At 73.7% G+C, this 22,630-nt stretch carries 18 protein-coding genes; 9 read left to right on the top strand and 9 right to left on the bottom strand.

From position 1 onward, the window contains the following. Positions 1-69: 69 nt before the first annotated feature. The 3 genes from LIX60_RS28905 to LIX60_RS28895 form a co-directional block, all read right to left on the bottom strand. Complete coding sequence (locus LIX60_RS28905; RefSeq protein ID WP_227962082.1) at positions 70-1,005, bottom strand: PHB depolymerase family esterase; 936 nt, start codon at positions 1,003-1,005, stop codon at positions 70-72. Positions 1,006-1,468: 463 nt separating this feature from the next. Continuing rightward, the gene (locus LIX60_RS31850) at positions 1,469-2,362 is read right to left on the bottom strand and encodes a PaaX family transcriptional regulator C-terminal domain-containing protein (protein ID WP_227962081.1); all 894 of its coding nucleotides are present in this window, start codon (positions 2,360-2,362) and stop codon (positions 1,469-1,471) included. A gap of 258 nt (positions 2,363-2,620) precedes the next feature. Beyond that, positions 2,621-3,982: a cytochrome P450 gene (locus LIX60_RS28895; RefSeq protein ID WP_227962080.1), complete on the bottom strand. Its 1,362-nt coding sequence runs from the start codon at positions 3,980-3,982 to the stop codon at positions 2,621-2,623. A 645-nt stretch (positions 3,983-4,627) separates the two neighbouring features. Between LIX60_RS28895 and LIX60_RS28890 the strand changes: the two genes are divergently transcribed. Both LIX60_RS28890 and pntB read left to right on the top strand, forming a co-directional pair. Next, positions 4,628-6,190 (top strand): Re/Si-specific NAD(P)(+) transhydrogenase subunit alpha, encoded by a 1,563-nt coding sequence (locus LIX60_RS28890; protein WP_227962079.1) that lies wholly within the window; start codon positions 4,628-4,630, stop codon positions 6,188-6,190. 7 nt (positions 6,191-6,197) lie between these two features. Further along, positions 6,198-7,616, top strand: coding sequence for a Re/Si-specific NAD(P)(+) transhydrogenase subunit beta (pntB, locus tag LIX60_RS28885; RefSeq protein ID WP_227962077.1), 1,419 nt, complete (start codon positions 6,198-6,200; stop codon positions 7,614-7,616). Between the two features lie 136 nt (positions 7,617-7,752). Here pntB and LIX60_RS28880 read toward each other — a convergent pair whose 3' ends face one another. Continuing rightward, on the bottom strand, positions 7,753-9,072 hold the full coding sequence (locus tag LIX60_RS28880; protein WP_227962075.1) for a sodium:proton antiporter: 1,320 nt from the start codon (positions 9,070-9,072) through the stop codon (positions 7,753-7,755). A 308-nt stretch (positions 9,073-9,380) separates the two neighbouring features. Here LIX60_RS28880 and LIX60_RS28875 point away from each other — a divergent pair, with 308 nt between their 5' ends. The 3 genes from LIX60_RS28875 (at position 9,381) to LIX60_RS28865 (ending at position 13,135) form a co-directional block, all read left to right on the top strand. After that, complete coding sequence (locus LIX60_RS28875; protein WP_227962072.1) at positions 9,381-10,322, top strand: LysR family transcriptional regulator; 942 nt, start codon at positions 9,381-9,383, stop codon at positions 10,320-10,322. Positions 10,323-10,488: 166 nt separating this feature from the next. Then, a complete protein-coding gene (locus LIX60_RS28870) occupies positions 10,489-11,718 on the top strand; it encodes an acetyl-CoA C-acetyltransferase (protein ID WP_227962070.1) in 1,230 nt (409 codons plus the stop codon). A gap of 388 nt (positions 11,719-12,106) precedes the next feature. Continuing rightward, on the top strand, positions 12,107-13,135 hold the full coding sequence (locus LIX60_RS28865; protein WP_308101910.1) for a glycoside hydrolase family 5 protein: 1,029 nt from the start codon (positions 12,107-12,109) through the stop codon (positions 13,133-13,135). Between the two features lie 196 nt (positions 13,136-13,331). On the opposite strand, the gene LIX60_RS28860 is transcribed toward LIX60_RS28865, so the two are convergent. Next, entirely contained in the window at positions 13,332-14,042 is a 711-nt protein-coding gene (locus tag LIX60_RS28860) for a TetR/AcrR family transcriptional regulator (RefSeq protein WP_227962067.1), read from the bottom strand. 243 nt (positions 14,043-14,285) lie between these two features. Here LIX60_RS28860 and LIX60_RS28855 point away from each other — a divergent pair, with 243 nt between their 5' ends. Next, positions 14,286-15,320, top strand: a complete 1,035-nt coding sequence (locus LIX60_RS28855) for a medium chain dehydrogenase/reductase family protein (RefSeq protein ID WP_227962060.1) — start codon at positions 14,286-14,288, stop codon at positions 15,318-15,320. 145 nt (positions 15,321-15,465) lie between these two features. On the opposite strand, the gene LIX60_RS28850 is transcribed toward LIX60_RS28855, so the two are convergent. From LIX60_RS28850 to LIX60_RS28840, 3 genes are all read right to left on the bottom strand, one after another. Next, positions 15,466-15,888, bottom strand: a complete 423-nt coding sequence (locus LIX60_RS28850) for a DUF2267 domain-containing protein (protein WP_227962058.1) — start codon at positions 15,886-15,888, stop codon at positions 15,466-15,468. A 349-nt stretch (positions 15,889-16,237) separates the two neighbouring features. After that, the gene (locus LIX60_RS28845; RefSeq protein WP_227962056.1) at positions 16,238-16,972 is read right to left on the bottom strand and encodes an ABC transporter permease; all 735 of its coding nucleotides are present in this window, start codon (positions 16,970-16,972) and stop codon (positions 16,238-16,240) included. 2 nt (positions 16,973-16,974) lie between these two features. Next, the gene (locus LIX60_RS28840; protein WP_227962054.1) at positions 16,975-17,916 is read right to left on the bottom strand and encodes an ABC transporter ATP-binding protein; all 942 of its coding nucleotides are present in this window, start codon (positions 17,914-17,916) and stop codon (positions 16,975-16,977) included. Between the two features lie 107 nt (positions 17,917-18,023). Here LIX60_RS28840 and LIX60_RS28835 point away from each other — a divergent pair, with 107 nt between their 5' ends. Next, positions 18,024-19,271, top strand: a complete 1,248-nt coding sequence (locus LIX60_RS28835) for a histidine kinase (RefSeq protein WP_227962052.1) — start codon at positions 18,024-18,026, stop codon at positions 19,269-19,271. 241 nt (positions 19,272-19,512) lie between these two features. On the opposite strand, the gene LIX60_RS28830 is transcribed toward LIX60_RS28835, so the two are convergent. After that, the gene (locus tag LIX60_RS28830) at positions 19,513-20,157 is read right to left on the bottom strand and encodes a dihydrofolate reductase family protein (RefSeq protein WP_227962050.1); all 645 of its coding nucleotides are present in this window, start codon (positions 20,155-20,157) and stop codon (positions 19,513-19,515) included. Positions 20,158-20,529: 372 nt separating this feature from the next. Between LIX60_RS28830 and LIX60_RS28825 the strand changes: the two genes are divergently transcribed. Beyond that, positions 20,530-21,192 (top strand): response regulator transcription factor, encoded by a 663-nt coding sequence (locus tag LIX60_RS28825; protein WP_227962049.1) that lies wholly within the window; start codon positions 20,530-20,532, stop codon positions 21,190-21,192. A 165-nt stretch (positions 21,193-21,357) separates the two neighbouring features. Beyond that, positions 21,358-22,551, top strand: coding sequence for a lactonase family protein (locus tag LIX60_RS28820; RefSeq protein WP_227962048.1), 1,194 nt, complete (start codon positions 21,358-21,360; stop codon positions 22,549-22,551). Positions 22,552-22,630 lie beyond the last annotated feature (79 nt).

The raw sequence follows: 22,630 nt of genomic DNA, 5'->3' as shown, positions 1-22,630 counted from the left end.
CACCCCGGCCGGCTGCCCGCCTCCGCTCCCGCCGAGCGGGGCGGGCAGCCGTTCCCACCACCCGGTCCCTCAACCGGACAGGCCGAAGAATTCGACGGCCGAGGCGGCCATGCCGCTCATCGGCAGGCTGTGCCCGGCGCCCTGGACGCTGATGGATTCCACCTTCACCTCACCGGCCTGGTCGGCGTAGCGCTGCCGCGACCAGGTGGGCTGCGGCTGGTCCGTGGAAGTCGGCGTCTGGCTCAGGCCGAAGACGTTCGTCCACTGCTCCGTCTCCTCCCGCAGAAGCTGGAACGGGATGAGGGTGTCGTTGGTGCCGTGCCACAGCTGGACGCGGGGACGGGTACCAGTGTGCTCGGGGTACGCCTGCCGGACGGCGTTGCCCCAGTCCTCCGGGGTCCGGTCCATGGAGCCGTTGACACACTTGCTGGTCCAGGGCGGGAAATCGGCCTCGTTGGCGAAACAGGTGAAGGGGACGCCCATGAACACCGTTCCGGCCTCGAACACGTCCGGGTAGAGGGCGAGGAGGGCGTTGGTCTCCATGCCGCCGGAGGAACTGCCGGTGGCGAAGATCCGCTCCGGGTCGCCGTTGTAGCGCTCCTTCGCGTAGTCGACCATCGAGACGATCGAGGCGGGATCACTGCCGCCGCCGCGGCGCTTGGACGCGTCGGACCACACGTCGAAGCAGTTGGACATAGCCGTCTGCTTGGTCGCGGTCGGGTAGACGACGATGAAGCCGTGCCGGTCGGCCAGTTGCCCGAAGCCGCCGGACTGGTGGAAGCCCGGCCCGGAACCGCCGCAGCCGTGCATGGCCACCACGATCGCCGGCCGTTCGGGACGGGAGTCCGGCACATACAGGTGCATCCGCAGATTGCCGGGGTTGCTGCCGAAGTCGGTCACCTCCACCAGCGACGCGGCGAACGCCGGTGAGGGGGCGGAAATGCCCGTGAGGAAGAGCAGCAGGCTGCCGGCCACAGCCGCCAAGAGAGATCTGAGACGCGTCATGTGGGCCTCCTGTGGGGGGAGTTGGTGACCCGACGTTAGACATTTCCATGGCGATCAACAAGGATTCGCCGAAGGTTGGCCGAAGGGTGTTCCGCGGCCGCCGGATTCTCGTCATGATCGGGGCGGGCCGGCCCCGGCCGGGTACCTGACCCGGGAGACGGATACGGTCCCGAGGCCGGTCTGCGGGATTCCGGAGATCGCCCGGCCGCCCGCCCCGGAGCCGCTCCGGCCGGTTCCCGTGCCGGTTTTGCTGTTCCGGTTCTGTACCGGTTCCTGTGCCGGTTCCCGTGCCGCCGGTTCCGGACGCCCACGGCCCGGGGCGCGCTGCCCGGGGTGGCGCGCTCGGACCCCCGGCGGGGGGCGTATCCGTCCCCGTGCGCCGGCAGGCACCCGCACGGATCCGGACGGGCCCCGGTCCGTCTGCGCCGTCCGCACCGTCCGCACCGGACGGCAGCGGCTCGCGCTATCCGGCCGCCGTGGTGTCAAGCAGTTCCGCCGCCAAGGTGTCTGCCGCGGGCAGGAGTTGGCGCTGCGAGGTCCGGAAGAGTTCCTGCGCCCGCACGCCCGGCCATTCCTCGGTGAGCAGATCCCGCGGCAGCCGGGGATCGTGACGGATCAGCAGCAGCCACTCGGCCGTCAGCCGGGTCCGGAGCGCCAGGCCGTCGCCCTCGCCGAGCTCGGTGCCCGACCAGCGGTCGGTGAAGCGGCGGTATCCCGCGGCCAGCGCGGACAGGTCCCAGGCCTCCCGGACGATCCTCGCCGGGTCGGTCCACAGGGCCGCCTCGGCCCGGAACACCTCGGCGTGGTCCAGCAGGTCCAGCCGGGCGAGCGTGTCCGAGAGGTCCGCCTCCCGCGTCGAGACCCACAGGCCGCTGCGCAGCGGCCCGAATCCGGCCCAGCCGAGGCGGGTGCGCAGTGCGTGCCGGTCCGCGCGCCGGCTTTCCGGTACCGAGAACGCCAGCAGCGTCCACCGGCCGTCCCAGTGCCGGTCGACGACCTCCGCCTCCAGTTTGTCCCGGCCGTCCCGCAGCACCGCCGTTCCGTGCGGCGTCAGGCCGAGATACGCCCGGCGGCCCCGCCGCACCGAGCGCAGCAGGCCGCGGCGGGCCATGCGGGCGGCGGCGGCCCGGGTGGCGTGCTCGCCGACGCCGAGCTGCCGCAGTACGGCGATGACGCTGCCCGTCGACACGGCGACCCCGCGGTCGAGCACATGGTCGCCGAAAAGGGCGAGCAGGAAGCTCTCGGGACGGGGTGACCGCCCTGCCCCGGCTGCGGCTGGGGCGCCGGCTTCCGCCGCGGTCCGGGCCCCGGCCGCGTCGTCCCCGGCGTCGTCCCCCGCGGCTTCTCCTCCCGGCACGTTCCCCGTCCCCGCCTTCCGCCCGGTCCGGCCCGGGACGCGTCCAAGCTACCCGGCCCGGGCGCCACCGATGCCGGCACCCGGGGTACCGCCGTCGGGCGGGCGGTCCATACCGTGCTGCGGCGCGGCCCGGCCCGGCAGCCCGCCTGCCGTTGCCCCGCCTGCCGTTGCCCACCCCGGTGCCGGACTCGCGGGACAGGACGGCGGGGCGGGGGCGGGGCCGAGGCGGGGGGCGGCGCACCGAGCGCCCTCCGCCGCTCAGTGGACGGTGAACCGCACGCCGAACGGGTCGAACGTCGCCGGAAGCGGGCGGCCCGGCCTCGGACGGACGCGGGAGGCGAGGCGGTACGTCAACCTCTCCTCCAGCATCGCCGCCAGCCAGGTGCTGGTGTGCAGCAGCACGATGTTCTCCCCCGGGCAGACGCCCGGACCGCCGCTGAACGGGACGAGCGCCGGGTCGGACCGGGCACGGCCGTCGAGCCACATGCCGGGGGTGAACCGGTCGGCGTACGGGGCGTGCGGGTCACCGCGGTGGAAGTACGGGGCGTAGGCGAGGACGGTGGTGCGGGCCGGCACGGTCCGGCCGTCCCACTCGACGTCCTCGGTGGTCTGCCGCAGCAGGGCGGGGGTCGTCGGCCAGAGCCGTACGGTGTCCAGTACGCAGGCCCGCAGGAACGGCAGCGTCCGCGGGGTGCCGGGGCCGGTGCCGGCACCGGCGATCTCGTCCCGGGCGCGTCTGCCGTCCTCGGGATGGGTGGTGAGCAGCGCGAGGGTGCGGAAGACCGTCATGCCCGCCGCGTCGAAGGCGAACAGCCAGTGCGCGATCTGGCTGACGGGGTCGGCGCCGGTCTCCTCCGCGCGGGACATGGCCGCGGCCGCGAGGGTGTCCGGGCCGGCCTCCTCCGCCCGCCGGCGCAGATGCTGCAGGAAGCGGGCGCGCAGGGCACGCCGCCGCGGCAGCAGGACGGACCAGTTGGCCGCCTCGCGGAGCCGTCCCAGCTCTCCGGTGAGCCGGTGGTCGTCGCGCGCGGCGTCACCGAGGACGGTGCGCCGGACGGTCCTCCACCAGCTCGCGGCGAAATCGTCCCAGGCCAGTTGCCCGGTGACGGCACCCCGGTCGGCGAGCAGGCGGGCCTCCTCGCGCACCGTGCCGGCGACGGCCGGGGCGAGGTGGTGCAGCGGCCGGTCGGTCTCCAGCGCCTCCTCGTTGAGGCGGCGGCGGGGTGCGCGTTCCGTTCCCCGGGTGATCAGCGAGCCGTGCGGCTGGAACTGAGTGAGCGCGCCCCGTTTTTCCCAGGAGGCCGTGCTGAACGGCCGCGGTGTCCCGTCGAGGACCCGCCGCACGTCGCCCGGGTCGAGGAGGAGCAGCACGGAGCGGCCGGCGAGACGCATCAGCAGCGGGCCGGCCCCGTGCCGTTCACGCAGCAGGCGGACCGCCGCGATGCCCCGCCGGTCGAGCTGGAGGCGTTCGGCGAGTGCCATGACACGGGGCCGCCGCTTGATCACTCCCGCCGAGAGGAGCGGCAGCAGGACCTCGATGGTGAAGCGCGCCTGCTCCGCCGTACCGGCCTTCCGCGGTCCGGCGGAGACGGCGGGCTCGTGAGCGGGGGACGGCGGCATGGGGACTCCGGCTCGGTCGTGGGCGGACGGGCGGCGGCCGGCCATCCGGCGGTCCGGCGGACAGCGGATCGCCGGACCGGCAGACCGGCAGACCGGCAGACCGATGGCCGGCGGTCCCGCGCCTCCGCCGGAATCAGCCGAACAGACGGGCGGTCAGTCAGCCGATCGGCCGAACGGAACGCCCGCCGGGCTTGTCCGGGTACCCGGCGCTTGGGCACGGAAACGACGCCGGACGAGGCCCGTCCGGTTCGAGAGGGTCCGTCCTTCCGGGCGTCTCAGCCTGCGGTCGCTCCGGCCGTGAGTCGTGCCACACGGGCCGGTTGGCCCTTCCGCGCGCGACCCGCTCTGTGACCGCTCACAGAGATCCGAAAGCCCTGGTGTGCGCCTGATCCGGGACCCCGTGCTCCCTTGCCCCGTGGGAGAACAGCGGGCTAGCCTGCCCACGCTCGAGACCGATCAGCAGGTTCCGCTGCCCGGATCCGCCCAGTTGGAGCCTGCCCGGCACGAAGCATTCCGGGCCCCGTCAACGACGACGTACGGCCTCCGCCAACGGACGACGCGGATCTCACCACGCACCCTTCGGCCACCCGAGTGCACCCGCACCGGGGAGGACCCGGAGGAACGTCACAGAAAGAGGTCGGATCGATGGTCCAACGGCTCGGTGTGGTCGCGGAGTCGGCCACAGGGGAGACGCGCGTCGCCGCGACCCCGGACACCGTGCGCCGGCTGATGAGCCTCGGCTTCGACGTCCTGGTCGAATCCGGCGCCGGTCAGCGGTCGGATTTCGCGGACGACGTGTACGCCGAGGCCGGCGCCAAGATCGGCAGCCGCGAGGACGCCTGGCGGTCCGATGTCGTCCTCAAGGTCGACCCGCCGACCGCGGAGGAGATCGGCCGGCTGCGGGACGACGCGACGCTGATCGGCATGATCGGCCCCGCGCTCCGCCCCGAACTCGTCGAGACGCTCACGCAGCGCTCGATCACCGTCCTGGCGATGGACGCGGTGCCCCGGATCTCCCGGGCCCAGTCGCTGGACGTGCTGAGCTCGATGGCCAACATCGCCGGCTACCGGGCGGTGATCGAGGCGGCCCACCGGTTCGGCCGGTTCTTCACCGGCCAGGTGACGGCGGCGGGCAAGGTGCCGCCGGCCAAGGTGCTGGTCGCCGGCGCGGGCGTGGCCGGCCTGGCGGCGATCGGCGCGGCGAAGGGCCTGGGCGCGATCGTCCGGGCGACCGACCCGCGTCCGGAGGTCGCCGACCAGGTGCGCTCGATGGGCGGGGAGTTCCTCGCCGTGGAGGTCGAGCAGGAGGCGAGCGCCGACGGCTACGCCAAGGCGACGTCCGAGGACTACGACCGGCGCGCCGCGGAGATCTACACCGAGCAGGCCGCCGAGGTGGACATCGTCATCACCACCGCGCTCATCCCCGGCCGCCCGGCGCCCCGGCTGATCACGGCCGAGCATGTCGCGAGCATGCGCCCCGGCAGCGTGATCGTCGACATGGCCGCCGCGCAGGGCGGCAACGTCGCGGGCTCCGTCGCCGGCGAGGTGGTCGTCACGGACAACGGCGTGACGATCATCGGCTACACGGACCTGCCGGGCCGGCTGCCCGCGCAGGCCTCGCAGCTCTACGGCACGAACCTGGTGAACCTGCTCAAGCTGCTGACGCCGGGCAAGGACGGGCAGATCGTCCTGGACTTCGACGACGTGGTGCAGCGGTCCATGACGGTGGTCCGCGCGGGCGAGAAGACCTGGCCGCCACCGCCGGTCCAGGTGTCCGCCGTGCCCGCGCCGCGGCAGCCGGACGCCGCCGCGCGGCCCGCGGGCGAGGGGTCCGCGGCCGGGGCCCGGGGCAAGCAGCCGATGCCGCGGAACCGCAAGCTGGCGATCGGGGGGCTGAGCGCGTTCGGCCTGTTCCTGCTGACGGCGTTCTCGCCGAGCCAGCTCGCCGGCAACTTCACGGTGTTCGTGCTGGCCATCGTGATCGGCTACTACGTCATCGGCAGCGTGCACCACGCGCTGCACACGCCGCTGATGTCGGTGACCAACGCGATCTCCGGGATCATCGTCGTCGGCGCCCTGCTGCAGATCGGGCACGGGAACACCGTCGTGACCGTGCTGTCGTTCGCCGCGGTCCTGCTGGCGAGCATCAACATCTTCGGTGGCTTCGCGGTCACCCGCCGCATGCTCGGCATGTTCTCCAAGGACTGAGGCCTCCATGACCGTCACCACGGCCGCGCAGGCCGCTTACATCATCTCCGCCGTGCTGTTCATCCTCAGCCTGGCCGGACTCTCCAAGCACGAGACCGCACGCTCCGGCGTCGTCCTGGGCATCTCGGGCATGGCGGTCGCCCTGGCCGCCACCATCGCGCTCGCCTCGCAGAGCATCTCCGGCACCGGCGCCGCCCTGCTGGCCGCCGCGATGGTGATCGGCGCGCTGATCGGGCTCTGGCGGGCCCGCATCGTCGAGATGACCGCCATGCCGGAACTCATCGCCATCCTGCACAGCTTCGTCGGCCTGGCCGCCGTGCTGGTCGGCTGGAACGGCTATCTCGAGGTCGCGGGCCATTCCGCGGAGGACGGCGGGCTGACCGGATCGCTCCTCGGCGTCCACCACGCCGAGGTGTTCATCGGCGTCTTCATCGGGGGCGTGACCTTCACCGGTTCGGTGGTCGCCTTCCTGAAGCTGTCCGCGCGGATCAAGTCCAGCCCGCTGATGCTGCCGGGCCGGAACGCGCTCAACCTCGGTGCGCTGGTGGCCTTCGCCGTCCTCACCGTCGTCTTCGTCATCGGGCCGAACATCGGTCTGCTGATCGCCGTCACGGCGCTCGCCCTCGCCCTGGGCTGGCACCTGGTGGCCTCCATCGGCGGCGGTGACATGCCGGTGGTCGTGTCGATGCTCAACAGCTACTCGGGCTGGGCCGCCGCCGCCTCGGGCTTCCTGCTCAACAACGATCTGCTCATCGTCACCGGCGCGCTGGTCGGCTCGTCCGGCGCCTACCTCTCGTACATCATGTGCCAGGCGATGAACCGCTCCTTCCTCTCGGTGATCGCCGGAGGCTTCGGCATCGAGGCGCCCGTCGCCTCGGACGCCGAGCAGGGCGAGCACCGTGAGATCAGCGCCGAGGAGACCGCCGAACTGCTGCGCGAGGCCTCGTCGGTCATCATCACCCCGGGATACGGCATGGCCGTCGCCCAGGCGCAGCAGCGGGTGGCCGACCTCACCCGCAGCCTGCGCGACCAGGGCGTGGACGTCCGGTTCGGCATCCATCCGGTCGCCGGGCGCCTGCCGGGCCACATGAACGTGCTGCTGGCCGAGGCGAACGTGCCCTACGACGTCGTCCTGGAGATGGACGAGATCAACGACGACTTCGCCGCGACCTCGGTCGTGCTCGTCATCGGCGCGAACGACACCGTCAACCCGGCGGCGCTCGAGGACGCGAACAGCCCGATCGCGGGCATGCCCGTGCTGCGGGTGTGGGAGGCGGAGAACGTCATCGTCTTCAAGCGGTCCATGGCGACGGGTTACGCCGGTGTGCAGAACCCGCTGTTCTTCCGCGAGAACAGCCGGATGCTCTTCGGCGACGCCCGGACGCGCGTGGACGAGATCGTGAACGCGCTGGGGGCTCGGGTGTAGCGGCCCCGCAAGCGCACCGCGGCCGGCCGCCGGGCACCGTTCCGCACGGGCCCGGCGGCCGGCCTTCGCGCAGGCACGGCCCTTTCCGCCGTCACACGGCCCCGGGTTCCTCATACCGCCACGGGGCAGGGCGGATTCAGTGGTCCCGGGACGAGGACCGAACGGAGTGCGCTGCTCCTGCGGCGGAGCGCGCGCGGTGGCGCAGCAGGCGGTCGAAGCGGGTGATCAGCGGGGTGACCGAGATGCCGTGGACGACGACGGAGGTGACGATGGTGAAGGTCACCACCGCCCACAGTTCACGGGCCGTGGCGCCGCCGAACTCGCCTTCCCCCAGCGCGTAGGCGAGGTAGAACAGCGAGCCGATGCCGCGGATGCCGAAGAAGGCCGTCAGGCCGCGCTCCCGGGCGCAGCTCCCGTCCCGCAGTTGTCCGAGCCAGCCGGCGGCCGGGCGGATCACCAGCAGCAGGAGCAGGCCGGTGGCGGCGCCCTGCCAGGTGAGCGGGGCCAGGCCGCCGAGGGCGACGAAGCCGCCCAGCAGGAACAGCAGGATGACGGTGAAGAGCCGCTCGACCTGCTCGATGAAGTCGTGCAGGACCTTGTGGTACCCGTGGGCCCGTTCGGCGGCGCGGATGGCGCAGGCGGTGACGAAGACCGCGAGGAAGCCGTAGCCGTGGAGGATCTCGGTGACGCCGTAGGAGAGGAACGTGGCGCCGAGGGCGACGAAGCCCTCCTTGTGCTCGGAGAGCCGGAGGGCCTTGAAGGCGGCGCGGAAGAACATCCAGCCGAGCAGCCGGCCGACGGCCAGACCGCAGACCACACCGACGGCGCACTTGTAGAGGACGTCGACGAGCACCCAGTGGCCGATCCAGTCCGCGGACCAGCCGGTGCCCGCGGCGGCGGCCAGCGCGATGGCCGCGCCGACGAAGGGGAAGGCCAGTCCGTCGTTGAGTCCGGCCTCGCTGGTGAGGCCGAAGCGCACCTCGTCCTCGTCGTGTTCGGCGTCGGTGGGCTCGCCCACCCGCACCTCGGCGGCGAGGACGGGGTCGGTGGGCGCGAGAACGGCGCCGACGAGCAGGGCCACGGCCGGCGGCCAGCCGAGCAGCAGCCATCCCGCGAGGGCGACGGCTCCGATGGTGAGCGGCATGGTGATGCCGAGCAGGCGCCAGGTGACGGCCCAGGTGCGGAGGCCGAAGGGCCGGTTGATCGCGAGCCCGGCACCCATCAGCGAGATGATCACGCAGATCTCGGCGGTGTGCTCGACCCAGCCGCGGTGCGCGACCGGGTCGAGGGCGGGGAGTGACAGCGGCAGGACGTACGGGAGCAGGTAGAGCAGCAGCCCTCCGCCGAGGAACACCATGGGCAGGGACAGCGGCAGGCGGGCCACGGCGCGCGGGAGGACGGCGGCGAGGAGGGCGCCCAGCCCGAAGAGGGCGAAAATCCAGTCGATCAGGGTCACCGGATGCTTGTGCCCCGTTCCGGGTGCGGAAGACCACCGGAGCGGGTGTGACGTGCGATGTCGCACGGTACCGGTGGCGGACGAGCGGCGCCGGGCACGGGCGGGCCCGGCGCGGGACCGACGGGGATCCGTGCGCGGAACGGTCCGTTGCCCGCGCCTCACCGGACCGGCATTGATTACCGATCCCGGCCCAAATAGGCTCCCATTGAGACGTCCATCCGAATGGCGGCGTCAGGAGCCCCGGAGCGGGGGACAACGGGTGGCGCACCCCCGGGGAGGCGCGCCCCGGAGCGGAGCGGGGCGAATTCGTGGAACTGCGGCATCTGATCTCTTTCGTGGCCGTGGCCGAGGAGCTGCACTTCGGCCGTGCCGCCAAGCGGCTGCGGATGGCGCAGCCGCCGCTCAGCCAGCAGATCCGGCAGCTGGAGAAGGAGCTGGGGGTGCAGCTCTTCGAACGCAGCACCCGCTCGGTGCGGCTCACCAGCGCGGGGCGGTCCTTCCTCAAGCCGGTGCGGACGGTCCTGGACGATCTCGACATCGCGGTACGCGTCGCCAAGGCGGCCGGGGAGGGCGAGTACGGGCGGGTGACGGTCGGCTTCGCGGGCGCCTCGTCCCATGCCACGCTGCCGCTGCTGACCCGGGCGGTGCGGGCCGCGCACCCGGGTATCGAACTCGTCATGAAGGGCCAGACCTACGCCACTGTGGCCCTCGACCGGGTCGCCGACGGCTCGCTGGACCTGGGCTTCGTCCGGCTGCCGGTGAACCGCCCCGGCATCGCCTCGCGCTTCATCGGCGAGGAGGAGCTGCTGTGCGCGCTCCCCTCGGACCATCCGCTGGCGGAGCGCGAGCGGATCGCGGTGGCCGACCTGGCCGCCGAGCCCTTCGTCACCTTCCCGGCGAACGCCGGGTCCACGCTGCGGGACGCGACCCTGCGGGTCTGCGAGGAGGCCGGTTTCCGGCCGCGCACCGTGCAGGAGGCGCCGGATTCGTACACGATCCTGGCGCTGGTGGCGGCCGGGGTCGGGGTGACGCTCACCCTCTCGTCCTGCCTGCACATCCAGCAGACGGGGCTGGTGCACCGCCCGCTGCACGGGCCGCCGGTGCGGCTGCGGTCGGCCCTGGCCTGGCGCAGGGACAACCCGTCGGCGGCCCTGCGCAGGGTGCTGGCGGTGGCGGAGGAGGCCCTGCCGACCCCGCCGGCCCCGCCGATCTCACCGGGCCCGGACGGCGGCGGTGCGGCACCGGGCTGAGCGCGCCGGCCCACGCCGGAGGACGGACGGCCCGGCCGTCCGGGAGCGCCGAGCGGATTGATACGGCCCGCCTCCGAATCCCTCCGGGATCGGATATTGGACCGCAACAGTCCGGAGTGAAAAAGTCGGGCATACGTTTGCCCTCCTCCCCGGAAAGGCCCCCGACATGCCCGGACAGTCCTCCGACGTCGTCATCTGCGAACCCCTGCGCACCCCCATCGGGCGGTTCGGCGGCGGCCTGGCGGGCCTGCGGGCCGCCGGGCTGGCCGCACATGTCGTCGCCGAGGTCGTCCGGCGGACCGGCGTCGACCCGGAGCGGGTCGACGAGGTGATCCTCGGGCACGCCTATCCGACCTCCGACGCCCCGGCGATCGGCCGGGTCGCCGCCCTCGACGCCGGGCTGCCGGTGTCGGTGACCGGCACCCAGATCGACCGCCGCTGCGGCTCGGGCCTCCAGGCCGTCCTGGACGCGGCCATGCAGATCCGGGCCGGCTTCAGCGACGTCGTCGTCGCCGGCGGTGTCGACGTGATGAGCGCCGCGCCCTTCTACACCCACGACGCCCGCTGGGGCATCAAGGGACCGGGACTGGAACTGCACGACTCCCTGGCACGCGGCCGGGTCACCGCGGGCGGCGTCAACCACCCGGTGCCGGGCGGCATGATCGAGACGGCGGAGAACCTGCGCCGCGAGTACGCCATCAGCCGCGAGGACCAGGACGCCCTGGCGCTCCGCTCCCAGCGGCGGGCCGCCCGGGCGATGGAGACGGGTCTCTTCGAGGACGAGATCGTGCCGGTGCCGGTGCGGACCCGCAAGGGCGAGACGGTGATCTCCACCGACGAGCACCCGCGCCCCGAGACCACCGCCGAGCAGCTCGCCGAGCTGAAGCCGATCATGCTCAAGTCGGACCCGGAGGCGACCGTCACGGCGGGCAACGCCAGCGGCCAGAACGACGCGGCGGCGGCCTGTCTGGTGACGAGCGCGGAGACGGCGGAGCGGCTGGGCCTGACCCCGGTGGTCCGGCTGGTCTCCTTCGCCCGGGCGGGCGTTCCGGCCGGGACGATGGGCATCGGGCCGGTCCCGGCGACGCGGGCGGCGCTCGGCCGCGCGGGCCTGGAGCTCAAGGACATCGACCTGATCGAGCTGAACGAGGCCTTCGCCGCGCAGGCGCTCGCGGTCACCCGCGAGATGGGCCTGACGGAGGCGGACCACGAGCAGCGCATCAACGTCAACGGCTCGGGCATCTCCCTCGGCCACCCGGTGGGCGCCACGGGCGCCCGCATCCTGGCCACCCTGGCCCACGAGATGCGCCGCCGCGAGGCCCGCTACGGCCTGGAGACGATGTGCATCGGTGGCGGCCAGGGCCTGGCGGCGGTCTTCGAGCGCGTGGGCGCCTGAGCGGGCCGGGACACGCCGGCGCCGGACCGCCGCCCCCTCGGAGGGGGCGGCGGTCCGGCGTATGTGCGGGGCGGGGCGGGGCTGCCGGGGCGAGGCCCCCACCGGCTCACGGGCGGAGGGTTTATGCAATCCGTGTGCCCCAACCACAGGATTTCCAGGGGCTCTTGACACTGTGCCAGGCACCCCGTACACACTGTCCCACCCCCTCTCCACCCCCGGGATCACAGGGGCGGCATCGTTGGCCCAGTGGACGATGACAACGATGTCAGAACAACAACAACAGCAGCGCAGCAGGAGCAGTACCGGACACCGGAGCCCCACCACCGGTGGAGCACCGCCCAGCGGCACCACGCCCTCCCGGGGGTCCCCCACGTCAAGGAGTCGCACTATGAGCATGCGGACAGCCGCCATCGCGGCAGCCGTACTGGGGCTGATGGCCCCCCTGGCGGTCACCGCCCAGGCCGCCACCTCCGAAGCCGCCACCTCGGGACCGGACGCCCCCACCCGGGCCGCCGCCACCGGCATCCATGTCGGCGACGGCAGGATCCTGGAGCGCGACGGTTCCGACTTCGTGATGCGCGGCGTCAACCACGCGCACACCTGGTACACCTCGCAGACCACGCAGTCGCTGGCCGACATCAAGTCGCTCGGCGCCAACACCGTCCGGGTGGTGCTCAGTTCGGGTGACCGGTGGACGCGGAACGACGCTTCGGACGTGCAGAACGTCGTCGGCCAGTGCAAGCAGAACAAGCTGATCTGCGTCCTGGAGGTTCATGACACCACCGGTTACGGCGAGCAGAGCGGGGCCGCCACCCTCAGCCGCGCCGCGGACTACTGGATCAGCGTCAAGAGCGCGCTGGAGGGCCAGGAGGACTACGTCATCGTCAACATCGGCAACGAGCCGCACGGCAACAACGGCTATGCCCAGTGGACGGACGACACCAAGGGCGCCATCTCCAAGCTCCGCAACGCCGGCTTCGACCACGCGCTGATGGTGGACGCACCCAACTGGGGCCAGGACTGGTCGGGCACCATGCGCGAGAACGCCCAGTCGGTCTTCGACGCCGACCCGGACCGCAACACCATCTTCTCGATCCACATGTACGGCGTCTACGACACCGCCGCCGAGATCCGGGACTACCTGAACGCCTTCACCTCCAGGCGACTGCCCATCATCGTGGGCGAGTTCGGGCACAACCACTCCGACGGCAACCCGGACGAGGACGCCATCTTCGCCGAGACCCAGTCCCGGGGCCTCGGCTACCTCGGCTGGTCCTGGAGCGGCAACAGCAGCGACGTCGGCTATCTCGACATGGCCAGCAGCTTCAACAAGAACGCGCTGACCAGCTGGGGCGAACGGATCTTCAACGGCACCAACGGCATCCGGCAGACCTCCAGGGAAGCCTCGGTCTACTGATCCCGTCCGCTGATTCCACGGCGGCCCCCGGCCGGTACCGCACGACCCGGCGCGCGGATTCCTCCACCACCGCGCCGACGGACCGCGGAACCGGCCCCGGCACCGCCGCCCAGCGCAGCGCCCGGCACCGGCCCCCACCCGGTGCCGGGCGCACCGCTGTCCGGGCGGAGGCTCCGCCAAGCGCCGCCAGGCGCCGTCAGGCGCCATCGGCCGTCTCCGCCGTCTCGGCCGTCCCGGTCGTCCCGGTCGTCCCGGCCGTCAGGCTCTCCAGCTCGGCCGCGAAGAGCCGCTCCGGATCGAAGCCCATCCCGCCGAACTGACCGGCGAGTTCGAGGGAGAGCACACCGTGCAGCCGGGTCCAGAAGGCCAGGGCCCGGCGCAGCGCCGGAGCGGGGGCGGGGTGTCCGCCGTCCCACGCGCGGTGGTCCGCGAGGTGTTCCTCGAAGGAGCCCGCAGCCGCGGCGGAGGTCCGGGGCTCCCCCGGCGCGTCCGCGCAGGCGTCGATCAGCACCGCCATGACCTCGGCGGCGATCTCTCTGGTGTCCTCCGGGGCCCGGTAGCCCGGCACGGGCGTGCCGTAGACGAGGAAGTAGCGCTGGGGGTCGTCCAGGGCCCACCGGCGCAGCGCGCGGGCCAGGCCCGTCAGGCCGGCGCCCTCCCCGGCGGCGCGGCGGAACGTGTCGGCGAGGCTGCGGTAGGCGTCCCGGACGAGTTCGGTGATCAGCTCGTCCCGGTTCGCGAAGTACCGGTAGAGGGCGGGGCCGCTGAGGCCCATGCGCTTGGCGATCGCGTTGAGGGAGAGCGCGGACACGCCCGCTGTGGCGATCTGCTCCCGGGCCCGCTCCTTGATCTCAACCTTGACCTGCTTCCGGTACCGCTCACGCGGCGTTCTCTCGGCCGGGGCCATGACCGGTCACGCTCCTCTCCCCGCTCCCCGCTCCCCGCTCCCCGCTCCCCGCTCCCCGCTCCCCGCTCCCCGCTCCTCGCTCGCCGCTCTCCGCTCACCGCGTCCTCAGGTGCGCGGGAGAACCGGTCACCCCCGGCGATGCCTTACTGGGGGAATCCTTCACCCTGCTTGACAGGAACGCAAGTCACCATCACTTTGGTTATAGCTTCTAACTCAATCAAGCAGCTCTAACCGGAGGTCGTCATGCAGCGTGCCGCGCAACTCGTCGAGGTGGTCCTGCCGGGCCGGGTGGAACCCGAAGGGCTCGAACTCCGCTACGGGGCCGTCCCGTCGGCTGGGCCGGGCCGGGTCGTCATCGCCATGGAGGCGACGGGGGTGTCGTTCGCCGAGCAACAGATGCGCCGGGGCCGGTACTTCGACCAGCCGCCGTTCCCTTTCGTCCCCGGCTACGACCTGGTCGGCACGGTGCTGGAGACCGGTGAGGGGGTGGACCCCGCGCTGACCGGCAAGCGGGTGGCGGCGCTGGTCAAAACCGGGGGGTGGGCCAGCCACGTCGTCGCCGACGCTGCGGATGTGGTGGAGGTGCCCCCGGGCGTCGAGGCGGCGGAGGCGGAGGCCCTGGTCGTCAACGGCCTCACCGCCTGGCAGATGCTGCACCGCACGGCACGGGTGCGCACCGGGCAGACCGTCCTGGTGCACGGGGCGAACGGCGGTGTGGGCTCCGTACTGGTCCAGCTGGCGCGGGCCGCCGGGGCGCGGGTGATCGGCACGGCCTCCGCCCGGCACCACGACGCGCTGCGCGAGCTCGGCGTCCTCCCCGTCGATTACCGCGCGGGGGATGTGCCGGCCCGGGTGCGGGAGTCGACTCCGGACGGGGTGGACGCGGTGTTCGACCACGTCGGCGGGCGCAGCGTGACCGACTCGTGGCGGCTGCTCGCGCCCGGCGGCACCCTCGTCTCCTACGGCAGCGCCGCCACGCGCGACGACCAGGGTTCCAAGCAGTGGCCCGTTCTCAAGATCCTGGGACGGGTGCAGCTGTGGAACCTGCTGCCCAACGGCCGCCGCGCGCACTTCTACAACGTCTGGGCGGGCCGGGCCTTCGGCAGGGACCGGTTCCGGGCCCGGCTGCGGGCGGACCTCACACAGGTCTTCGCGGCTCTGCAGCGTGGCGAGGTGACTCCGCGGATCGCGGCGCGGCTGCCGCTGACCCGCGCCGCCGAGGCCCTGCGGCTGGCGGAGTCGGGCACGGTCGTCGGCAAGGTTCTGCTGATGCCGTGACGCCCTCGTGCCTCGCGCCTCCCCGTCCTGTCCCCGCCGCGCCCCGCCCCCGCGGCACCGGTGAGCAGGGTCCGGGGGCCGGGGACCGGGGCCGTCCCGGGCCGGTCTTCGGGAACCCGGCCAGCGGTCCGGGACAGCCCCGGACTCAGCCGGCGTGGTGGGCCGCGCCCCGGCTGCCGGAGAAGAGCACTTCGGCCAGTTCGGCGTCCAGCGACTGGCGGACCTTGTCCGTCAGGATGCTGTCGGTCGCCTCGCCGACGACCTCCACCACGCACCGGGACTCGTGGACCGCCTTGGGGTAGCCGGTTCCGGCCCGCTGGGCGACGCGCTCGAAGAACTCCTGGCTGCTCATCCGGACCCCGGTCTCCGGCTCGTCGGCCGCGAACGCCACCCGGCGCAGGTGCTCGCCGATCTCCCGGGGCAGCTGGGCCGCCAGATGTTCCGCCAGCGTCGCCGGTACGCGCTCCGCGAGCGTCTCCAGGCTGGCCCGGGTCGCCGTCTCGGCGGCCCCGCGGCTGCCCAGATGGGCGCGGGCCTGAACCTGGCCGATGAACGTGTCGTGCTGCATGGGGTGCTCCTCGTGCTCATGCGCGGTGCCGCACAGCGCGGGGTGCCCGGCGGTGTCCGCCGACCGCACGGCTGTGCCCGCCTGCCGCGCTTGTGCGTACGTGTCTGCGGTTGCAGCGTCCCCGGCCGGGTTTCCGTGCCCTTTCGGGCAAAACCTCCCCACTGCACCGGTTCCGGGCGTCGCCGTGCGACGGGGGTACGACCGACTCGCCTCGCGGACCGGCCGGTCCGCGCGCCGGGTGTCGGGCGGCGCGCGGACCGGCCAACTCGGCCCCCGGGTCCCGACGTCGCCGAACCGAGGCGCGAGCCGGCACGGCCCCCCGGGGCCCCAACCGGCCCGGTCCCACCTGTCAGGCGTCGCGCCGGTGCACCGCTCGCAGGCCGGTCAGGAGTGCGGCGGTTGCCCACAATGCCGTCACCGCGAGACCGGCCCACGGGCCGAGGTCTCCCACGGGGTCCTGGTACAGGACTTGCTGTCCGGCCCGGTCCGGAAGCCAGGCGGCGGCGCCCTCGGCGATGTCGCCGACCACGAAGGAGACGATCAGGATGAACGGGATCAGCAGGCTCAGCACGGCGACGGCACTGCGCAGCAGGAACGTGAGCCCAGCGGCGAACAGGGCCATCAGGGCGAGGTAGAGCCCCGCGCCGGCACAGGCCCGCAGGGCTCCCGGCTCCCCGAGACCGATGGCCCGCTCCCCCAGGAACGCCTGACCGGCGAAGAAGGCGGCGAACGCGGCAGCGAGCCCGGTGACGAGGGCGGCAGCGGCCACGACTGCCGTCTTGGCCCCGTAGAAGAGGCCCCGGTGCGGCACGGCCGCCAGGGAGATGCGCAGGGCGCCGCCCGTGTACTCGGACGACACGGCGGTGGCGCCGAAGGCAATGGCGGCGATCTGCGCGAAGTTGATCGCGTAGAAGGCTTCGAAGACGGGGTCCCCGCCGTTGTCCGCCTCCGCCCGGCCGACGGTCGCGTATACGAGCACGGTGACGGCCAGCGAGGCGGCGAGGACCGCCAGAAGCGATCCGAAGCTCGCACGGACCGACCTGATCTTGATCCACTCGGAGTGGAGCACTGCTGTGACGGACATGGTCAGGCCTCCCGCACCGCGGCCGGGGACGGGGAAGCCGCGGCGGCGAATTCGGTCTCGTCCGTCGTGAGGGCGAGATAGGCCTGTTCCAGGGAGGCACGTTCGTCGGTGAGCCCGGACACCGGAACGCCCGCACGGGCGGCGACGGCTCCGACCTCCTCGGCCGTGGTGTCCTCCACCATCCATCCGCCGTCACCGTCTCCCGTGACGAGGTGTCCCCCGGCCAGCAGCGCGGCGCGCAGCCGGATGGGATCGCCGGTGCGGACGCGGACGCGGGCGCGGCTGTGCCGGTCGATGAAGTCCCGCAGGGGGAGGTCGGCGAGGAGCCGGCCCCGTCCGAGGACGACGAGGTGGTCGGCGAAGGTCGCGGTCTCGTTCATCAGGTGGCTGGAGACCAGGACCGTGCGGCCCTCGCGGGCGAGCCGGCGCAGCAACTCGCGGATCCAGACGATCCCTTCGGGGTCGAGGCCGTTGGCCGGCTCGTCCAGCAGGAGGACGGGCGGGTCCCCGAGGAGCGCGGCGGCGATGCCCAGACGCTGGCGCATGCCGAGCGAGAAGGTCCTGATGCGGCGGCGTGCCGCCGTGCTGAGGCCGGTCTCCCGGAGGACCTCGTCGATACGGCGGGCCGGAATGCGGTTGCCGGCGGCGAGAAAGCGCAGATGGTCGCGGGCCGTGCGGGAGCCGTGGGCCGCCTGGGCGTCCAGCAGGGCGCCGACCGTGCGCAGCGGCTCGTGAAGCGTCCGGTACGGGCGGCCGCCGACGGTGGCGGTGCCGGCGGTGGGGTGGTCGAGGCCGAGGACGAGACGCATGGTGGTGGACTTGCCGGCGCCGTTGGGCCCGAGGAACCCGGTGACCCGGCCCGGCGCGATGCTGCACGTCAGGCGGTCGACGGCCCGGGTGCCGCCGTACTCCTTCGTGAGGTCGGTGAGGTCGATGCTGGTCATGGCTTCAGCGTGGCCGTACGGGCGGGGGCCGGGCATCCCCCGCCGGTGGAGACCGCTTCCCCCGCGCGGGGGAGCCGCCGTTCCGGCCGCTCTGGCACGATGACGGCGTGCCGGGCCTCCTGCCGCTGACCCGTGCGGTCACGTACACGCGCTGGCTCCACCTGCTGGTGGGGTCGATCCTGCCGTTCGTCTGCGCCATGGTCTATCCGGGGCTGGACAGTCCGTCGCCGGCCGACTGGGCGCTGATCGCGCTTCTGCCCGTTCCGCTCGTTCTGGCCGCCGCCGTGGTGCCCGAGGTGCGCCGGGCGGAGGGGCTGCAAGCCCAGCTGATGCTGTTCCCCGGACCGCACGCGCGGGTGAGGGGAGACGGGGACGCGGGGGTCTCAACCGTTCCGTCCGCTTCGTGGAGCGACCGGGCCCGGACCGGTGCCTGGATGGTGCTGCGGCTGGAAGCGGGGCTGGCCGTCGCGCTGGTGACGGGGCAGCTGATGGCGCTCTCGATGGAGCTCGCCGGGGCGGCGGCCGGGAATCCCGGTGTCGCCGGCCCGCTGCTGCTGCCGGTCTCCGGTACCGGCTGGGAGTACGTGCTGCTGGTGCCGGTGCCCCTCCTGGTGCTGATCGCGGTGGTCGCCGGAGCGGGAGCCCTCGTGGCCGAGGCCGCCCGCCTGCTGCTCGGGCCGTCGGCCAAGGAGCGCCTGGCCGAGCTGGAGGAGCGCACCGAGCGGCTGCTGGAGCGCAACCGCATCGCCGGGGAGCTGCACGATTCCATCGGCCACGCCCTGACGCTGGCCGTGGTCCAGGCGGGTGCCGCCCGGACGACCACCGACCCGGACTTCACCGACCGGGCGCTGGAGACCATCGAGGAGACGGGGCGGGCGGCGCTGGAGGACCTCGAACGGGTCCTGCTCGTGCTGCGCGAGACACGACGGCCGGCCGGCGCCCGGCCGGCCCTCGACGAGGCGGGTCACCTGATGGACTCCGCACGGTCCTCGGGCTCCCGGGTGGACGCCGAGGTGACCGGTCCGCTGGAGGACGTGCCCGGTCCGGTGTCCCGCGAGGGATACCGGATGCTCCAGGAGGCCCTCACCAATGTGCTGCGGCACGCTGGTCCCGTCCCGGTCCGGGTGCGCATCGCCGTGGCGGAGGGACGCCTGCGGCTCGAGGTGCGCAATCCGCTGGCCGCACCACCGGTCCCGGGCGCCGGTACGGGCGGCGGCGCCCACGGCGGCACGGGCGCAGGCGGCGGCAGCGGGCTGCGCGGGATCCGCGAGCGGGCCGCGCTGCTCGGGGGCGAGGCCCGGGCGGGCCGGGACGGCGGCCTGTGGCTGCTCCGCGTCGACCTGCCGCTGCGGTGACGGTGGTCCGCGCGCGAGGCCCGGTCCTCGGGGCGGCGCCAGCGTGTCTTCCGCCCGCGCCCCCGTCGAGCCGCCGGGCGTCTCCGCTCCGCTCCCGACGGGCTGCCGGATGACCGGCTGCGGTGCTCCGCCGCACGACGCCGGGGAGCGGCACGGGGCCGGCGCGCGGCAGGCACCGGAAGCATCCGGCGGGTTCCCGTGCGGGCCGGCGCCCCGGACCCGCCCGCACGGGAGGCCGGCTTCAGTCGTCGCGCGCGGCACCGCGATCGGGTGCGCTCATGTCCCCCGTCCGGGGCGTGCCCTCGGCAAGCCCGTAGCGCAGGTACACGGTGCCCTTCGGGCCGGCCACGGGCGGTTCGAGGAGGGTGAGGTTCGTGGGCACCGCGCCGCCGTCGAACACCTTCTTCCCGACGCCGAGCACGATCGGGTGCACCCAGAGGTCGAGACGGTCGAAGAGCTTCTCGCGCAGCAGGGTCTGCACCAGGTCCAGGCTCCCGACGACCTTCACGTGCTCGTGCCGGTCCCGGATCCCGCGCACCGCGCCGGCCAGGTCCGGGCCGAGCAGCGTGGAGCCGGCCCACGAGAGGTCGGGCCTGCCACGGGAGGCCACGTACTTCGGGACGCCGTTGAAGAGCGTGGCGATCTCGCTGTCCTCACCGCCCTCCTGGTGCGGCCAGTAGGCGGCGAAGATGTCGTACGTCCGCCGGCCGAGCAGGAGGGCGTCCGTGCCCTCGTACGCGGCGCCGACCTGTGCCCCGGCGACCTCGTCCAGCAGGGGGGCCTGCCAGCCGCCGAACGGGAACCCGGCCGGGTCCTCGTCGGGGCCGCCGGGCGCCTGCCCCACGAGGTCGAGGGTGGCGAACAGTTCGATGTGGATGAGGCCCATGTCCCGCTCCCGATGGGTCGTTTGTTCCAGTCGGTGGGCAGACTCGCGGGCGCCGGCGGACTCATCGCCACGGCGGCACGGACTTCGTACTCGCCCGGCGGCAGGGCCCTGCCGAGCGGCCCGGCAGGTGTGCCGAGCTCCTCGGTCCCGGCCCGTCCGGTGTCGCGGACCCGGTGTCCCGGACAGCACATGCCGGCCGGTGGTGAACGGCGCGGCGCGGTGCCCAGCGCATTCCACCGGTCCGGGGCGCCGCACCGGCACTCCGCCCACGGTAATGCGCAAGCCGCGTCCGCGCCGGTCGGCCGGCCTGCGCCTACGTGCGTTATCGCAGGTCACGGGCGTGAGCCACGGCTGTGGCACTAGGCTGACCGGATGCCGCTCACCGTTCTGCTGGTCGATGACGAACCGCTCGTACGGGCGGGCCTGCGCGCCGTGCTGGAGGCCCAGCCGGACATCGAGGTGGTGGGCGAGGCGGGTGACGGGGCGGCCGTGATCCCGCTGGTCCGGCGGCTGCGCCCCGACGTGGTGGCCATGGACGTGCGCATGCCCCTCATGGACGGCATCGAGGCCACCCGGGCGGTACTGCGCACGGTGCCGGACCCGCCCAAGATCGTGGTGGTGACGACCTTCGAGAACGACGAGTACGTCTACGGGGCGCTCCGCGCCGGCGCCGACGGATTCCTGCTCAAGCGGGCGCGGCCGGCGGAGATCGTGCAGGCCATGCGGCTGGTGGTCGAGGGCGATTCCCTCCTGTTCCCGGCGGCGGTACGGCAGTTGGCCGCCTCGCACGGCGGAGAGCACGGCAACCCCGGGGCCCGGGCGGTCATGGAGCGTGCCGCGCTGACCGAGCGGGAGGGGGAGGTGCTGCGCCTCATGGCGCGTGGCCTGTCGAACGCGGAGATCGCCGCGCGCCTGGTGGTGGGAAGCGAGACCGTCAAATCCCATGTGAGTTCGGTCCTGGCGAAACTCGGGGTGCGGGACCGCACGCAGGCGGTCATCGCGGCGTACGAGTCCGGCTTCGTGGCCCCGGGCTGACCGCCGGGCGGCGGCGGACGAACCACACCGCGCCGGGGGGGGCCGCTCGCCCGACCCGGCCGGCCCGGGGCTGTCTTGTGGCCGCCGGGGCGGATGAGTCAGGCTGTCCCGCGCCCGGACAGCCTCTTGTCCCCCTCCCCCACACCGATACGAGGTGCACGCACCATGAGCAGCAACAGGCCCTTACCCGCCCGCCGCAGTCTGCTGGCCGCCGCCGCGGCGGTCGCCGCGGGCGCCGCCGTGAGCGGGCCGGGCGCCGGCCGCGCCCTGGCCGCCCCGCCGTCCGGCGCCCCGGCCCCCGCCGGCGGTGGCGGGCCGCGGCCGTCCGCCGTCCGCCCGCTGTTCCTGGGGACGTACACCTCGCAGCCCGGCGGCGGCACGGGCATCGGCCTCGCCTCGTACGACCCCGTGAGCGGGGAGATCTTCCCGGGCGGGACGCTCCCCGTCGCCGATCCCTCGTTCCTCGCCCTCTCCCCCTGCGGGCGCACCCTCTACGCCGTCAATGAGCGCCGGCCCGGCGGCGTCACCGCGATCGCCCTCGGCGAGGACGGCGGGCACGAGGTCCTCAACAGCCGCGGCACCGGCGGCGACGCGCCCTGCCATCTCTCCGTCCACCCCGGAGGGCGCTTCCTGCTGAGCGCCAACTACACCTCCGGGTCCGTCGCGGTCCACCCCGTCGGGGAGGACGGATCGCTCGGCGAGCGCACCGATCTGGTCGAGCACACCAGTCCGCCGCCCGGCCCGGGGCAGCAGGGGCCGCACGCGCACCAGATCCTGACCACCTCCGACGGCGGGCACGTGCTCGCCGTCGACCTCGGCAACGACAGCGTCTACACCTACCGCCTCGACGAGTCCGCCGGGACGCTCGCCCAGGTCTCCGTCGCGGCTCTGCCGCCGGGCGCGGGCCCCCGGGCGCTGGCCTTCCACCCCTCGGGGCGGTACGCGTATCTCGCCAACGAGCTGAGCGACACCGTCTCGGTCTGCGCCTACGACCCGGACACCGGCCGCTTCACCCCCGGCGCCCCGCAGCCGACCGGCACCGGCGGGGTCACCAGCTACCCCGCCCAGCCGCTGGTCTCCCACGACGGCGCCCACGCCTATCTCTCCAACCGCGGGCACAACAGCGTCAGCCACTACGCCGTCGAGGACGAGGGCGCCTCGCTGCGGCTGCTCGGCACGGTTCCGGTGGGCGGCGACTGGCCGCGGCACCTCGCCCTCTCCCCGGACGGCGCCCTGATGTTCGCGTGCAACCAGCGCTCCGGGACGGTGACGGTCTTCTCGGTCGCCCCGGGCACCGGAAACCTCTCCCCCGTGGCCACGGCCCCGGCTCCCGTTCCCGTCTTCGCCCTGCCCCTCTAGGACGGCGGGCCGACCGCGCCTCCGGGCCGGGCGCGCCGCGACGCACGGGACCCGCCGGGCCGTTGAGCCCGGCGGGTCC

This window comes from Streptomyces sp. S07_1.15, from assembly GCF_020739505.1.
In the GTDB taxonomy this organism is placed as follows: domain Bacteria; phylum Actinomycetota; class Actinomycetes; order Streptomycetales; family Streptomycetaceae; genus Streptomyces; species Streptomyces xinghaiensis.
The sequence above is the reverse complement of the archived record's forward strand: the minus strand, read 5'-3'. Positions and strand labels throughout refer to the sequence as shown.